14 protein-coding genes are annotated in these 13,944 nt (G+C 60.3%); 6 read left to right on the forward strand and 8 right to left on the reverse strand.

Annotated elements, in window-relative coordinates; translation table 11 throughout:
* Nucleotides 1-263: 263 nt before the first annotated feature.
* From ACB035_RS16740 to ACB035_RS16765, 6 genes are read right to left on the reverse strand one after another with little or no spacing between them, the layout of a single operon-like run.
* Complete coding sequence (locus tag ACB035_RS16740; RefSeq protein WP_259584450.1) at nucleotides 264-1,442, reverse strand: hypothetical protein; 1,179 nt, start codon at nucleotides 1,440-1,442, stop codon at nucleotides 264-266.
* Between the two features lie 2 nt (nucleotides 1,443-1,444).
* A complete protein-coding gene (locus ACB035_RS16745; protein WP_047437742.1) occupies nucleotides 1,445-2,107 on the reverse strand; it encodes an energy transducer TonB in 663 nt (220 codons plus the stop codon).
* Nucleotides 2,104-2,505, reverse strand: a complete 402-nt coding sequence (locus ACB035_RS16750; protein WP_005339369.1) for a biopolymer transporter ExbD — start codon at nucleotides 2,503-2,505, stop codon at nucleotides 2,104-2,106. Before ACB035_RS16750 ends, ACB035_RS16745 begins: the two co-directional genes overlap by 4 nt.
* Entirely contained in the window at nucleotides 2,502-3,032 is a 531-nt protein-coding gene (locus ACB035_RS16755) for a MotA/TolQ/ExbB proton channel family protein (protein WP_005339367.1), read from the reverse strand. The genes ACB035_RS16750 and ACB035_RS16755 overlap by 4 nt, the downstream gene beginning before the upstream one ends.
* Nucleotides 3,029-4,333 (reverse strand): MotA/TolQ/ExbB proton channel family protein, encoded by a 1,305-nt coding sequence (locus ACB035_RS16760; protein ID WP_042082287.1) that lies wholly within the window; start codon nucleotides 4,331-4,333, stop codon nucleotides 3,029-3,031. The genes ACB035_RS16755 and ACB035_RS16760 overlap by 4 nt, the downstream gene beginning before the upstream one ends.
* The gene (locus ACB035_RS16765) at nucleotides 4,330-5,091 is read right to left on the reverse strand and encodes a DUF3450 domain-containing protein (RefSeq protein WP_371167753.1); all 762 of its coding nucleotides are present in this window, start codon (nucleotides 5,089-5,091) and stop codon (nucleotides 4,330-4,332) included. The genes ACB035_RS16760 and ACB035_RS16765 overlap by 4 nt, the downstream gene beginning before the upstream one ends.
* 210 nt (nucleotides 5,092-5,301) lie before the next feature.
* Between ACB035_RS16765 and ACB035_RS16770 the strand changes: the two genes are divergently transcribed.
* A complete protein-coding gene (locus ACB035_RS16770; protein ID WP_371167754.1) occupies nucleotides 5,302-6,078 on the forward strand; it encodes an autoinducer binding domain-containing protein in 777 nt (258 codons plus the stop codon).
* A gap of 74 nt (nucleotides 6,079-6,152) precedes the next feature.
* Here the strand turns inward: ACB035_RS16770 and glmS are convergent, their stop codons facing one another.
* Together glmS and ACB035_RS16780 are read right to left on the reverse strand one after the other, a co-directional pair.
* A complete protein-coding gene (glmS, locus tag ACB035_RS16775) occupies nucleotides 6,153-7,985 on the reverse strand; it encodes a glutamine--fructose-6-phosphate transaminase (isomerizing) (RefSeq protein ID WP_005355853.1) in 1,833 nt (610 codons plus the stop codon).
* A 56-nt stretch (nucleotides 7,986-8,041) separates the two neighbouring features.
* Nucleotides 8,042-8,815, reverse strand: coding sequence for a DeoR/GlpR family DNA-binding transcription regulator (locus tag ACB035_RS16780; protein WP_201976421.1), 774 nt, complete (start codon nucleotides 8,813-8,815; stop codon nucleotides 8,042-8,044).
* A gap of 122 nt (nucleotides 8,816-8,937) precedes the next feature.
* Here ACB035_RS16780 and blrA point away from each other — a divergent pair, with 122 nt between their 5' ends.
* The 5 genes from blrA to creD all read left to right on the forward strand — a co-directional run bounded on the left by blrA (nucleotide 8,938) and on the right by creD (nucleotide 13,937).
* On the forward strand, nucleotides 8,938-9,612 hold the full coding sequence (gene blrA, locus ACB035_RS16785) for a beta-lactam response regulator transcription factor BlrA (RefSeq protein ID WP_033138557.1): 675 nt from the start codon (nucleotides 8,938-8,940) through the stop codon (nucleotides 9,610-9,612).
* Nucleotides 9,609-11,030, forward strand: a complete 1,422-nt coding sequence (gene blrB / locus ACB035_RS16790; RefSeq protein ID WP_201976419.1) for a beta-lactam sensor histidine kinase BlrB — start codon at nucleotides 9,609-9,611, stop codon at nucleotides 11,028-11,030. Before blrA ends, blrB begins: the two co-directional genes overlap by 4 nt.
* Before the next feature lie 81 nt (nucleotides 11,031-11,111).
* The gene (gene blaOXA / locus ACB035_RS16795; RefSeq protein ID WP_111900863.1) at nucleotides 11,112-11,906 is read left to right on the forward strand and encodes an OXA-12 family class D beta-lactamase; all 795 of its coding nucleotides are present in this window, start codon (nucleotides 11,112-11,114) and stop codon (nucleotides 11,904-11,906) included.
* Between the two features lie 84 nt (nucleotides 11,907-11,990).
* Entirely contained in the window at nucleotides 11,991-12,470 is a 480-nt protein-coding gene (locus ACB035_RS16800) for a DUF1566 domain-containing protein (protein ID WP_346213058.1), read from the forward strand.
* Between the two features lie 117 nt (nucleotides 12,471-12,587).
* Nucleotides 12,588-13,937, forward strand: a complete 1,350-nt coding sequence (gene creD, locus ACB035_RS16805; RefSeq protein WP_371167755.1) for a cell envelope integrity protein CreD — start codon at nucleotides 12,588-12,590, stop codon at nucleotides 13,935-13,937.
* The last annotated feature ends 7 nt before the right edge of the window (nucleotides 13,938-13,944 follow it).

Consider the following 13,944-nt stretch of genomic DNA (forward strand, 5'->3'; position numbering starts at 1 on the left):
TCAAATTGTTAAAGAGCGTCACGCTTGTCGCGTTGAGGAGGCGCATATTACGCTTCTCACTTCGAAAGTCAAGCGATTGTTTTCGCTTTTCTTTCGGCGCCCACTTCGCTAGGAAGCTGGCTCATCAGTCCGGCGTGTTCCGCCGTGCTGGTAGGGGCGCATTATAGGGAACCGCGCCGGGATGACAAGGGCTTTTTGCAAAAATGAGTTCGTTTGCTGAAAAAGCGAACTGAACGCCCCAAAACAGCCCCTTGGCACCTCTTTTACGCCGCTTTTTTGCTCAACTCTTCGCTTTGTGCCCGGATATAGTTGACCCAGCTGGTTGCCTTCTGCTGCCAGTTATCCTGTTGCTGTAGCTCACGGGCCAGTTCCAGCGCCTGGGCATACTGCTCCTTATTAAGGTGTGCCTGCACCAGCAACGCTTTGGCACGATTGCCTTGCTCGCCTTTTACCGACTTGATGGCGGCGAGCTGGGTCATGGCAGCATCAGTCTTGCCCTGTTGCAGCAGCAGTTCGGCGGCGCGCATGGCGGCTTTGGGCTGACCGTGCTGGTTGGCGAGCTGCTGCCAGCTATCGACCGCTTGTGACCACTCCCGGGCACCTTCCCACAATTGGGCCAGCAGTTGGCGGTTTTCAGCACTTTGCTTCATCTGTCCCTTGGCCATGGCCGCTTCCAGCAGACGGGCACCACGATAAGGCAGCCCTTGCCAGGCATAGAGACGGATCAGCTGATTGCGGGCTGACGCATCATCCATCAGTTTTCTGTCGATAGCTGTTTGCAACAGAGCCAACGCCTGATCGCCACGTTTGGCGGAGAGGTTGAGCGACACCGACTGCTGCCACCATTTGCTCTCTGTCGGCTCGTGACGGATCAGCTCGGCCGCCTGATCGGCCGCTACGCCATAACGTTGCTGAGCGGTGAGGGCGGAGAGACGAATAATGGCGGCCTGCTTCTGCCAACCCTTCTTCAACAACTGTTCGCTCTGGCTGGCGGCGTCACCGTACTGCTTGTTGTGGTAATAGAGGCCGGCCAGACGCAGGCGCAGTGCATCGTCTTGTTTGAGTGCCAGTGCCGCCTTGTAGCTGGCGATGGCGCCAGACCAGTTGGATTGCTGGGCCTGAATATCGCCGCGCAGTCGCAGCAGCTGGAGCTGTTGTTGCTCGGGCCACTCTTTATAGGCAAGGGCCTGTTCGACATAACGGCTCGCCTGGGCGGTCTGTTGCAGATTGGCCGCCAGCGAGGCTTGCAACTGCGCCAGCCAGGCACGCTCGGCATCGCTATTTGGCTTGAGGCCGGATGCCTTGCTCTGGGCTTGTTGCCACTGACCAGACTGATAGAGCTTCATCACGGGTTCAAGCTGACGGGAGAAGTGAGGGCTGACCTCCATCGCCAGACAGGCTTGGCCGACCAGGGCCAGCAGACAGATCCAGATCCGCAACATAGTTATGACTCCAGTTTGAATTTGAGCGTGATGACTTGCACCAGCTTGTCGGTGGCGCCCGGTCTCGGCTGATAGCGCCACTTGTTGATCGCCTGAATGGCCGCTCGCTCGAACTGACGCTTGGGCTTGGCCTCGACCACTTCCACATCCTGCACGCCACCGTCGGCATTCACGCTAAAGCGCAGGGTGACGAATCCTTCGATCCCTGACTGTTGGGCACGATAGGGGTAGACCGGCTCGATCCGTTGCAGCGGCATCAGCATGTCACCGGCGCCGATACCCGCACCCTGCTGCTGTCCGTGGTAGTTGCCACTCAATACCGGTGCGGTACTGGTCGCCACTCCGGGGGCATAGACCTGCACCGCGCTGAGGCTGGAAACCAGATCCAGACTCGGCTCAACGGCCGCCAAGGGGGCCGCGGCAGGCATCGGCAGCGGTGCGGAGGCCAATGCCGCAGGAGGCTCTGGCAGAGGTTCAGGCTCCTGCGGCACCGGACGCTCGCGCACCTGCACCTCGGTCACCTCGTTCTGCATATTGATGACGATGGGCTTCTGTTCGCTCGCCACCTTCTCGCCCCGGGGCGGTTCAACCAGCGTGGCCATGAACAGCAGGATGCCCAGACTGAGGGCGATCCCCAGCCCCAGGCTCATCAGCTTGTATTTCATTTCGGCGCCACCGCCACGGCGATATTGGCGATACCCGCCGCCTTGGCCTCATCCATCACCCGCACCACCTTGCCATGGGGCACTCGCTCGTCGGCCTGGATCACCAGGCTGGCATCGGGCTGCTCCGCCAGCAGACGGGCGATGGTGGCCTGTACCCGCTCCACATCGATCTGCTTGCGGTCGAGGAAGATCTGACCCTGAGCCCCGATAGCCAGCATGATGCTGGAAGATTTCTGCGCCTTGGCCTGACTGGCCTGGGGTCTGTGTACCTCGAGCCCGGCTTCGCGCACGAAGGAGGTGGTGACAATAAAGAAGATCAGCATGATGAACACGATATCCAGCATGGGGGTCATGTCGATCTGCACTTCGTCACGCTGGCGTTTGGATTGCCGTCTCATTGCATTACCTTCTCTTCTCGCAGGCCGTCCCGGGTCTTGGCCAGCGCACGCTTGGCCTGACTCTCGAGCCGACTGAGTAACAACACACCGGATAGCGCCACCACCATGCCTGCCATGGTGGGGATGGTGGCGCGGGAGATCCCGCCCGCCATGCTCTCCGGGTTAAAGCGGTTGGCCGCAGCCAACGCATCGAATACGCCGATCATGCCGGTCACAGTGCCCAGCAACCCCAGCATGGGACAGAGCACCACCAGGGTGCGGATGAAGATCAGATGACGGTTCAGTTCCAGCTCCGCCTGCGCCAGCCAGCGGCTGCGGATCGCCCGGGCGTGCCAGCTGTGGCGCTCGCTGCGGGCCTGCCAGCGACCGAGCAGCTGTTGCTGCAACGGGCCGAAACCCAGATTGAGGTAGAGCAGCCGCTCGATCATCAAAATCCACATCAGCACCAGCAGGGCCAGAATGACCCAGAGCACCGGGCCGCCACGGCCCATGAAACTCTGCAGCTGTTGCCAGATGTCGAGCATCATGCTGCTCGCTCCATCCCGCCGTTATTGCTCTCGGCGCGCTCGGCCAGAATGCCGGCTACCTGCTGCTCCAGCACATTGGAGAGCTCGGTGAAGCGCGATTGCAGCAGGCTGTGGGCCAGGATCAGCGGAATGGCCGCAACCAGACCCTGTACCGTGGTAACCAGCGCCATGGAGATGCCGCCCGCCATGATCTTGGGATCGCCGGTACCAAACTGGGTGATGGCCTGGAAGGTGCCGATCATACCGGTCACGGTACCGAGCAGACCCAGCATGGGGGCGATGGCCGCGATCACTTTGACCATGCCGATGCCGCGCTCCATACGAGGAGTCTCCTGCAGGATTGCCTCATCAAGACGCAGTTCGAGGGTCTCCATGCTCAGCTCGGGGTGTTTGTCTGCCACCGTCAGCACCCGGCCGAGGGCGTTGTCGGCGTGATACTCACCGCTCTTGAGCTGGCGGCGCACCCGACCCAGTTCTCGGGAGAGGCTCCACAGCCGTACCGCAGCGATACCCAAACCGATGGCGGCCAACAGCACGATAATGGCGCCGACCTGACCACCTTGTTGTACCTGCTGCCAGAAGGTGGGCGCCTGTGCCAGCATCGCCAGCAGAGTGCCATGAGAAGGATCCAGCGGCAGCGCTTCCCCTTCCTGACCCTGATAAGCCGCAACGGCAGAGAGCACGCTACCGGGCAGACCCAGTACCGGGCTCAAGCCTTCGGCGGTCGGTTGCAGGAAGCCTTCGCTCCCCAGCAGGGCAAAGCTGCCAACCCGGGTCAGCGACTGCTCGCTGGCAGCCCCCTGGGCATCGAGCACCTTGCCGTTGAACTGGGCAATCCGGCCAGATTCGCGGATCTCCTGCAGCAGCGTGGCGGGCAGCAGGGCGAGGGCGGCGCGATCCGGCACCTGTTTATCCTGTGCCATGGCTTTCAGCGGGGCGAGACGTTCCGGGTACTGGCCCTCGACGGCGGATTCGCTCAGCAACTTGACCGCATCGCTGGCGCCCTGACGGGTGACCGCGAAGATCTCGTTCATGTCGCCGGAGGCTTGCTCCCACTGGGCGTTAAGCTCGACCAGCTGCTTCTCGTTGCTGGCGAACTTGCCAGCCAGCTCCTTGCTCAGGCGCTGGGCCTCGGCCAGTCTGGCGCGGGCAGTGCCGAGCTCCTTGGCAACGGTCGCCAGATCTTGCTGAGCCTGCTGTTCACGAGCCTGTTCCTGCTGCTGCCACTCATCGGCGACAGCGGCGTTGGTACCGCAGGAGAGAGCAATAAGGAGGGGGAACCACTTCATGGTGACTCTCATGATTGGGCCTCCTGACTACGGCTGACAGAGAGGGGGACATTGAGCAACTGGGGAACTTTCTTGTCGGCGGCCACATCCATCGCCTCGGCGATAGGGGAGAGCCACTGCCTGTCGAGAGCTTGCCACTGCTTAGACTCGGCAGACCAGCGCCATGCCTGACTGCGATCGGCCGTCATCGCCAGCAGGGAGACCCGACCCAGCGCCAGCACATCGACCCGACGCGGAGCACCATCCAGCTCCAGCTCGGCGGAATAGCTGTCCATCCGGCTGCCGTACTCGGCTTCAATCTGATAGGCCTGCAGCAGCTGACGGAATTTCTCTGCCTCGCTAACGTCTGCGCGGGCCAGGGTCGCTTTCAACTGTTCAACCCGCGCCAGCCGATCTTCCTTGCGCAGCGGGATGTCGTTTTGCACCAGCTGTTCCAGATCTGCCTGCATCTGTAACATCAGCGGGATCAAGCCCTGACGGGTCTCTTGCACCGCTTCCAGCTGCTGGCTCAATTTACCCAGCTCATTTTGCTGATCGGCCACCAGAGATTGCATGTAGCGGTTGTAGGCTTCGAGGTCGCGTAGTTGAAGCTGGGCATTTTGCAGCTCCAGTCGTGCGGCAACAGCGGCATCGGCGGCTTTTTCCACCCGCTGCTGGGAGGCTTTCCCGGCAGCTATGCTGTTCTTGAGGGCGGGAGCAACCAGCTCATCCCCGATGGCAGCAAAGTGGACTGACAGTGGCAGCAGGGCCACACCCCATAATTTGTTCATTGAAATACATCTTACTAATGATAACTATTATCATTATCTCAAATACAGGGCGGACTGGCAACGAGAGGATTTTCTTGGCCTTTATGCACAAAAACAGGATAATTTTTAAGCACGCACGGAATAAGTGGCGCCAATAGCCACCGCACAAATATAAATAACGATAAAAAATCTTTTCGATCAGTGTGATAGAGATCGAAAAAGGAGAAAGTAATGCTCAACGATGCGATCTGGGAACATATCGACAAGTTCACCAAGGCAACAAAAACCAGCGATATCCAGCAACTGCTGGAGCGCTTCAGTCATCAAATGGGCTTTGATTACTTTCGGCTGCTGATTATTTTCCCCATCAGCATGCAAAAATCCCACGTGGCACTGTTCAACAACTGTCCGACCACCTGGTTTGACGCCTACAGCGAAAACCAGTATCTGACCCAGGATCCGGTGGTCTATCTGGGGCTGAAACAGACCCAGCCGATCTTCTGGAACAAGCTCGACTGCGATTCGCCCTGGCTGCCCAGCGCCAGCCGCGACGTGATGAACCTGGCCGCCGATTTCGGGGTACGCAATGGCGTCTCCTTTCCGCTGCACACCCCACAGGGGGAGCACGGCATCCTCTCATTCATCACCAAGGAGAAATCCAACTCCGACCTGATGTTTGAAAATGTCCCGCTGCTGTCGTTCTGCGCCAGCTACATCTTCAACTCCGCACTGCAACTGATCAAAAGCAGACCGGATATGATGAAGTGCCTGACCGAACTGTCGGATCGGGAGAAGGAGTGCCTGTTCTGGGCCAGCGAGGGCAAGACCTCCTGGGAGATCGCCACCATCCTCGGCATCAGTGAGCGGACGGTCAACTTCCACCTGACTCAGGTGACCAACAAGACCGACTCGAAGAACCGCAGTCAGGCTATCGCCAAAGGGATCACCAGCGGCATCATAGTGCCCTCCCTCGACGAGGTCACCATCACCAACCTGCGGCTGTCGTAACCCCTCAGCCGAAACAAAAAGAGCCGCAATAGCGGCTCTTTTTCATTTGAGAGAGTGACTTATAAGATAGTGACCTACTCAACGGTCACCGATTTTGCCAGGTTGCGCGGCTGGTCCACGTCAGTGCCCTTGATCAGGGCAACGTGGTAGGAGAGCAGCTGCAGCGGCACGGTATAGACGATGGGGGCGATCACCTCTTCCACATGGTTGAGGTTCATGACCCGCATGGTCTCGTCGCTCTTGAAGCCGGTGTCGGCATCGGCGAACACGTAGAGGATACCACCACGGGCGCGCACCTCTTCCACGTTGGACTTGAGCTTCTCCAGCAGATCGTTGTTCGGTGCCACCACAATGATGGGCATCTCGGCATCGATCAGCGCCAGCGGGCCATGCTTCAGCTCGCCAGCGGCATAGGCTTCGGCGTGGATGTAGGAGATCTCTTTGAGCTTGAGTGCCCCCTCCATGGCGATGGGGTACTGGCTGCCACGGCCGAGGAACAGGCTGTGCTGCTTGTCGGCAAACTCTTCGGCCAGGGTTTCGATATCCTTGGCCAGCGCCAGACTCTCTTTAATACGCAGCGGCAGGGCTTGCAGCGCCTTGACCAGTTCAGCCTCGGCGGCGGCGCTCAGGTGGCCACGGCAGTGACCGACGGAGGCCACCAGCATCAGCAGGCCAGCCAGCTGGGTGGTGAATGCCTTGGTGGAGGCCACACCAATTTCTGCCCCCGCGCGAGTCATAAAGGCCAGATCCGATTCACGCACCAGCGAAGAGCCCGGCACGTTGCAGATAGCCAGCGAGCTCATGTAGCCGGATTCCTTGGCCAGACGCAGCGCCGCCAGGGTATCGGCGGTCTCGCCGCTCTGGGAGAGGGTCACCAGCAGGCTGTTGGGGCGCACTACCGATTTGCGATAGCGGAACTCGGAGGCGATCTCCACATCGCAGGAGACGCCAGCGATCTCTTCGAACCAGTAGCGAGCCACCATGCCGGAGTGATAGGAGGTGCCGCAGGCGACGATCTGCACGTGCTCGACCTTGTCAAAGATGGCGCGCGCACCGTTGCCGAACGATTCGACCACCACGTGATCGCTACCCAGACGCCCTTCCAGGGTGTTGGTGATCGCTTTGGGCTGCTCGTGGATCTCCTTGAGCATGTAATGACGGTATTCGCCCTTGTCACCGGCATCGTGGGAGAGCTCGGACTCCTGCTCTTCGCGCACCACGGCGTTGCCGTTGGTATCGAAGATGTGCACGTCACGGCGGGTCACTTCGGCCACATCACCCTCTTCCAGGAAGATGAAACGACGGGTCACCGGCAGCAGCGCCATCTGGTCGGAGGCGATAAAGTTCTCGCCGATACCGCGACCGATCACCAGCGGTGAACCGGAGCGGGCCACCACCACGCGGCTGTCGTCGCGACTGTCCATCACCACGGTACCGTAGGCACCGCGCAGCTGCTTCACCGCAGTCTGCATGGCGGCCAGCAGGCTACCGGCGCTCTTCAGCTCGTGATGGACCAGATGGGCAATCACTTCGGTGTCAGTGTCGGAGCTGAACACGTAGCCCAGCGCCTTCAACTCTTCCCGCAGCTCTTCGTGGTTCTCGATGATGCCGTTGTGCACCACCACGATATGCTCGGAGACGTGGGGGTGGGCATTGCGCTCGGAAGGCTCGCCGTGAGTGGCCCAGCGGGTATGGGCGATGCCGGTACCACCATGGACGGACTGCTCATCGAGCGCCTTGGCCAGCTCGGCCACCTTGCCCAGACGGCGAACCCGCTGCAGCGGCTGGTTGGCGCTGAACACGGCCACACCGGCTGAGTCATAACCGCGGTACTCCAGACGGCGCAGGCCCTCTACCAGAATTTCAGCCACATCACGTTGGGCAACAGCCCCGACGATGCCACACATACACTTCTCCTTGAGATGCAAATCGTAAAGTCAGTTGGATGGTTCAGAGCTCGATGTCAGCAAGTGACCGGGGCGCAGATAAGCGTCACCCCCTGGGCTTGAATCTGTTCTCTGGCCTCGCTGGCCAGCCCCTCGTCGGTCACCAGGGTATGGATGCTCGACCAGGGAAGTTCGAGATTGGGGATCTTGCGGCCGATCTTCTCTGATTCGACCATCACAATGACCTCCCGCGACACCTCGGCCATGACCCGCGACAGGCCCACCAGCTCGTTGAAGGTGGTGGTGCCACGCTCCGGGTCGATGCCGTCGGCACCGATAAAGAGCTGGTCGAAGTCGTAGGAGCGCAGCACCTGTTCCGCCACCTGCCCCTGGAAGGATTCGGAGTGAGGGTCCCAAGTGCCACCGGTCATTAACAGGGTAGGCTCATTTTCCAACTCGCGCAGGGCACCGGCCACATTGAGGGAGTTGGTCATCACGATGAGGCCGCGCTTGTTGCCCAGCATGGGGATCATGGCGCTGGTGGTGCTGCCGCTGTCGATGATGACTCGGTTGTGGTCACGCAGCCGTTCAGCTGCCGCACGGGCAATGGTTAACTTTCGGTTCGAAACTTGTTCAAGGTTGACCTCGACCACCATCTCGCTCGGCAAGGGGACGGCGCCACCGTAACGACGTAGCAGCAGACCACCGGTCTCCAGTACGGCCAGATCTTTACGGATGGTCACTTCGGAGGTAGAAAAGTGTTTGGCGAGGGCGTCGACACTCACTTCACCCTGCTCTTGTACCAGGGTCACTATGGTGTGGCGGCGTTGTTGAGTATTACGTTTGGTCATTTTTAAGTTTCGATTCGAAAGAACATCGAAATATTAGCCCCTTTTTCGGAAAAATAAAACAGCAAATAGGATCCGATTTGGTTCGATGCCAGAATGGGGTGCCAATTTGCGACGAGGATGCCATGCAAAAGAGAGTCATCTGGCTGGTGGAGGATGAGGCCAGCATCGCCGACACCCTGATTTACGCCCTGCAGACCGACGGGTTCGAGGTGGAGTGGTTCATGCTGGGCCAGCAGTTGCTGACACGACTGGAACAGACGCGACCCGACTTCCTGATCCTCGATGTGGGGCTGCCCGACATCAGCGGCTTCGAACTCTGCAAGCAGGTGAGGGCGCTGACCGATATCCCCCTGATGTTCCTCACCGCCCGCAGCGAGGAGATAGACCGACTGATCGGGCTGGAGATCGGTGCCGACGACTATGTGGCCAAACCCTTCTCGCCACGGGAAGTGTGTGCCCGGGTGCGGGTCATCCTGCGCCGCAGCCAGCCCGTCGCCCCCCAGCCCAGCGCCCTGCTGGTGCTGGATGAGGAGCGGGCCCGCATTCACTTTCGCGGTCAGCCGCTGGCCCTCACCCGTTACGAATATCTGCTGCTCAAGACCCTGATGCAGGCGCCGGGCCGGGTCTACTCCCGCCAGCAGCTGATGGATCTGGTGTGGCAGGATGCGGAGGAGAGTCTGGATCGCACCGTAGATACCCATATCAAGACCATCCGCGCCAAGCTGCGCGAACATGATCCCGAGGCAAACCTGATCCTCACCCACCGCGGGCTGGGCTACAGCCTGGAGCTGGCATGAGACTCGGGTTGCAACTGCTGTGCGGCCTGCTGCTGATCTTCGCGCTGGCCGCCTGGTTCGTGCTGGAGATCTTCGTCGAGGAGATAAAACCCGGGGTGCGCAGCGCCACCGAGGATACTCTGGTAGACATGACCCAGTTGCTGGCGCCGCTCGCCCTCGATGATCTGCAAGAGGGGAATATGATGAACGGGCGGTTGGCCAGCGCCTTCGCCCGCCTCAACCAGAATCCCATCAATGCGATGATCGATGGCCACCTCAAGCAGCAGGCGGAGTACCGCATCTATGTCACTGATCAGAAGGGCATGGTGATTTACGACTCCGACGGCACGGATCTGGGCAAGGACTATTCCCGCTGGAACGATGTCTACCGCACCCTGCGCGGCCAGTATGGCGCCCGCAGCACCCGCACCGATCCCGAGGATGCCGCCAGCTCGACCATGTATGTGGCGGCGCCGCTGCGGGAAGGGGCCGAGATCATCGGCTCCCTCACCGTCGCCAAACCGAATCGCACCCTGATGCCCGCCATTGAGCGGGGGGAACAGGAGCTGCTGCGGGCCGGCGGCCAGATGCTGCTCATCTCGCTGCTGATCGGCAGCCTGCTGGTGTGGTGGCTCAACCGCGCCATCGGCAAGCTGGTGCACTACGCCGACTCGGTCAGCAAGGGGGAGGCGGCACCGCTGCCAAGGCTGCACACCGTCGAGCTGGATCGGCTCGGCCGCTCGCTGGAGACCATGCGCCACCAGCTCGATGGCAAAAGCTACATCGAAGCCTATGTGCACAGCCTGACCCACGAGCTGAAGAGCCCGCTGGCCGCTATTCGCGGGGCAGGGGAGATTTTGGCCGAAACGCCGCCCCCCGAAGTTGCCAAACGCTTTATCGGCAACATCAATCAGGAGAGTGCCCGCATGCAGCAGCTGATCGAGCGAATGCTGCAACTGGCGCGGCTGGAGTCGGGGCAGGGGCTGGATCGCCAGTCGGTGGAGCCAGCGAAACTGGGAAAGCGCACCCTCGACGCCCGCCAGATCATCGCCCAGCGCCGTCAGGTCGAGTTGGTGGCCGAGCTGGCCAGCGCGCCGAAACAGAAGTGGGATCCGCTGCTGGTGGAGCAGGCCATCGGCAACCTGCTGGATAATGCCATCGACTTCTCTCCCGCCAACGGGCTGGTCACCCTGAGCGGCAGCCAGCAGGAGGAGGGCTACTGTTTTCGGGTCACCGACAGCGGCCCCGGCATTCCCGACTACGCCCTGCCGCGCATCTTCGAGCGCTTCTACTCCCTGCCGCGCCCGGACAAGGGCAAGAGCAGCGGTCTGGGGCTCAGCTTCGCCCATGAGGTGGCCCACCAGCATGGCGGCCGTCTGACCCTGAGCAACCGGCCGGAAGGGGGCGCGCTGGCGGAACTCTGGCTGCCGTTCGCCTAGTCACCCCCGCAACTTCACATTCCCCACACAAAGCGGCATTAGACTGCCGCTTTCTCTCATCCATTTGCTCAAGGAAATGCTATGTCCCGCCTGCTTCTCTCCAGCCTGCTGGCTGCCGGTCTGCTCGCAGCCCTGCCTGCCTCCGCCGCCAGCGGCTGCTTTCTCTATGCTGACGGCAACGGCCAGACCCTCTCCAGCGAAGGGGACTGCTCCAGCCAGCTGCCACCCGCGTCCACCTTCAAGATCCCGCTGGCGCTGATGGGTTACGATAGCGGCTATCTGGTGGATGAAGAGCATCCAGCACTGCCTTACAAACCGAGCTATGACGGCTGGCTGCCCGCCTGGCGCGAAACCACTACCCCGCGCCGCTGGGAAACCTATTCGGTGGTCTGGTTTTCCCAGCAGCTCACCGAATGGCTGGGGATGGAGCGCTTCCAGCAGTATGTCGACCGCTTCGACTACGGCAACCGGGATCTCTCCGGCAATCCGGGCAAACATGACGGTCTGACCCAGGCCTGGCTCAGCTCGAGCCTCGCCATCAGTCCGGAGGAGCAGGCCCGCTTCCTCGGCAAGATGCTCAGCGGCAAGCTGCCGGTCTCGGCGCAGACCCTGCAGTACACCGCCAATATCCTCAAGGTGAGCGAGATCGACGGCTGGCAGATCCACGGCAAGACCGGCATGGGCTACCCGAAGAAGCTGGATGGCAGCCTCAACCGCGATCAGCAGATCGGCTGGTTCGTCGGCTGGGCCAGCAAACCGGGCAAACAGCTGATCTTCGTCCATACCGTGGTGCAAAAGCCCGGCAAGCAGTTCGCCTCCCTCAAAGCGAAAGAAGAGGTGCTTGCGGCCCTGCCTGCACAACTTAAAAAGCAGTGAGCTCGCTTCCCGCCAGATAACCCCCCGATAACCACGGTCAGCCCACCAGCGACGGGCTGACCGCCATTCGTAAACGAGACAAACATGAAATTATTTCTATTGCTGCTCTGGCTTCCGGCCAGCATGGCGCTTGCTGCCTGTGATCTCTCCGACCGCCTGACGCGGCAGGGAGAAGTCATCCATGATCGGCTCAACCAGCTAGAATGGCAGGCGTGCAGCCTCGGCAGCCAGTGGCAGGAGGGGAAAGGGTGCGTGGGCACACCGGCCCTGCTGACGCTGCTTGAAGCCAAAGATGAAGCAGCCCGCCTTGGCGAGGGGTGGCGACTCCCCACCATCGAGGAGCTCTTCACCCTGCTCGACGAAAATTGCCGGGCGCCGATGACAGACCCACGCTTCTTCTCCGATATCCATGACAACGGGGAAAATTCAGCCCCCTACTGGACCTCCAGCTCCATTGAGGAGATGCCGGAACTGGTCTATTACATCGACTTTATGCACGGACTCATCGACGGCCACACCGATCGTTTCGCCCAAGCCGCTCGGTTGGTGCGCTCCCGCCCCTGAACAATCCCGCGGCGCCTGATGGCGCCGTTTTTCAACAGTTCACCACCACTTCACACAAGCCCATCACCACTTCACGCCGGACTGACAGACTCACTCCATCCAACAAGGAGACGTGTCATGGTCAAACAGATATTTACCCACAAGATCTTTCTGCTGCTGTTGCTCAGCCTGTTGTTGATGGTGCCGGTGCAATCCATCATGGAGCTCAACCGGGAGCGTCAGGCTTACCGCAGTCAGGCCATCAAACAGATAATGGCCAGTACGAGTGGACCGCAGCGCCTAATAGGCCCCGTAATTGTCCTCCCATATACAAGAGAACTGATCCTGACCAATGGCAAGGACACTCGGAGAGAGGTGGAGACACGCTATCGCTACCTGTTGCCAGAACAGTTAACGGCCACAGCGAATATGGAAGTAACGCCACGCAAACTGGGGATCTACCAAGCCCAGCTGTATCAGGCTAACGTCACTCTAACCGGCCAATTACCAGCGATCCCTGATTGGCAGCCACCACGTGACAGCATACCCGGCCAACCCTATCTCAGCCTCATCGTCTCCGACGCTCGAGGCATCATTCAGATACCAACCATCACCTTCGCCAACGAGCTACTGACTGTCACCCCCGGTGCACGGCTTGGCAACCGATCCGGCGTGCATGTCCCGCTAACCACCAAACAACAGCAAGGAGGGTGGTTCGATATAAAGATTTCCCTACAGGGTATGGAAAAATTCACCCTGATTCCGGTCGGTCGTGACAGCAAACTAACCTTGTCCGGTAACTGGCCCCACCCCAACTTCCTGGGCGATTTCCTGCCAACCACCCGTACAGTAAAAGATCAAGGTTTCAATGCTGACTGGCAGACAAGTTGGTTTGCCACAGATATGGAGAATCAGTTCCCTGACATGATCCAAAGCGCCTCCAAACATCTGCCCAGCTTCAGCGTCAGTCTGGTGCAGCCGGTGGATCACTATCAACTCAATGAGAGGGCGGCCAAATATGCCCTGTTGTTTATCGGCCTCACCTTTATCAGCTTCTTCATGTTCGAGCTGCTCAAGGGGCTGCGGGTTCACCCGATCCAGTACGCGCTGGTGGGCATGGGGCTGGCTATCTTCTATCTGGTACTGCTGGCCCTGACCGAACACCTCGGCTTTGGCTGGGCCTATCTGGTGGCCGCACTGGCCAGCGTACTGCTCAACGGTTTCTACCTCAGTCATGTGCTGGGTGGCCCGAAACAGGGGATCGGCTTCGCATCGCTGCTCGGGCTGGTCTATGCCATCCTCTACAGCCTGCTGCAGGCCGAAGAGATCGCCTTGCTGCTCGGCGCCCTGCTGTTGTTCGCCACCCTGGCGCTGATCATGATACTGACCCGCAAGCTCGACTGGTATCAGGTGATGGACTACAGCGCCCCCGCCACCACATGGGCGGCCCCCCAGTCATCGACCAGTGACACCAGCCATAAGTCATAAGCCAAAA

The organism is Aeromonas sp. S12(2024) (assembly GCF_041402305.1).
In the GTDB taxonomy this organism is placed as follows: domain Bacteria; phylum Pseudomonadota; class Gammaproteobacteria; order Enterobacterales; family Aeromonadaceae; genus Aeromonas; species Aeromonas veronii.

What these genes read in the sequence shown, in the direction of transcription:
- ACB035_RS16780 (WP_201976421.1), bottom strand. Translation starts at nt 8,815, where the DNA reads ATGACCAAACGTAATACTCAACAACGCCGCCACACCATAGTGACCCTG.
- ACB035_RS16750 (WP_005339369.1), bottom strand. Translation starts at nt 2,505, where the DNA reads ATGAGACGGCAATCCAAACGCCAGCGTGACGAAGTGCAGATCGACATG.
- ACB035_RS16800 (WP_346213058.1), top strand. Translation starts at nt 11,991, where the DNA reads ATGAAATTATTTCTATTGCTGCTCTGGCTTCCGGCCAGCATGGCGCTT.
- blrB (WP_201976419.1), top strand. Translation starts at nt 9,609, where the DNA reads ATGAGACTCGGGTTGCAACTGCTGTGCGGCCTGCTGCTGATCTTCGCG.
- creD (WP_371167755.1), top strand. Translation starts at nt 12,588, where the DNA reads ATGGTCAAACAGATATTTACCCACAAGATCTTTCTGCTGCTGTTGCTC.
- ACB035_RS16765 (WP_371167753.1), bottom strand. Translation starts at nt 5,091, where the DNA reads ATGAACAAATTATGGGGTGTGGCCCTGCTGCCACTGTCAGTCCACTTT.
- ACB035_RS16755 (WP_005339367.1), bottom strand. Translation starts at nt 3,032, where the DNA reads ATGATGCTCGACATCTGGCAACAGCTGCAGAGTTTCATGGGCCGTGGC.
- ACB035_RS16740 (WP_259584450.1), bottom strand. Translation starts at nt 1,442, where the DNA reads ATGTTGCGGATCTGGATCTGTCTGCTGGCCCTGGTCGGCCAAGCCTGT.
- blrA (WP_033138557.1), top strand. Translation starts at nt 8,938, where the DNA reads ATGCAAAAGAGAGTCATCTGGCTGGTGGAGGATGAGGCCAGCATCGCC.
- ACB035_RS16770 (WP_371167754.1), top strand. Translation starts at nt 5,302, where the DNA reads ATGCTCAACGATGCGATCTGGGAACATATCGACAAGTTCACCAAGGCA.
- ACB035_RS16745 (WP_047437742.1), bottom strand. Translation starts at nt 2,107, where the DNA reads ATGAAATACAAGCTGATGAGCCTGGGGCTGGGGATCGCCCTCAGTCTG.
- ACB035_RS16760 (WP_042082287.1), bottom strand. Translation starts at nt 4,333, where the DNA reads ATGAGAGTCACCATGAAGTGGTTCCCCCTCCTTATTGCTCTCTCCTGC.
- glmS (WP_005355853.1), bottom strand. Translation starts at nt 7,985, where the DNA reads ATGTGTGGCATCGTCGGGGCTGTTGCCCAACGTGATGTGGCTGAAATT.
- blaOXA (WP_111900863.1), top strand. Translation starts at nt 11,112, where the DNA reads ATGTCCCGCCTGCTTCTCTCCAGCCTGCTGGCTGCCGGTCTGCTCGCA.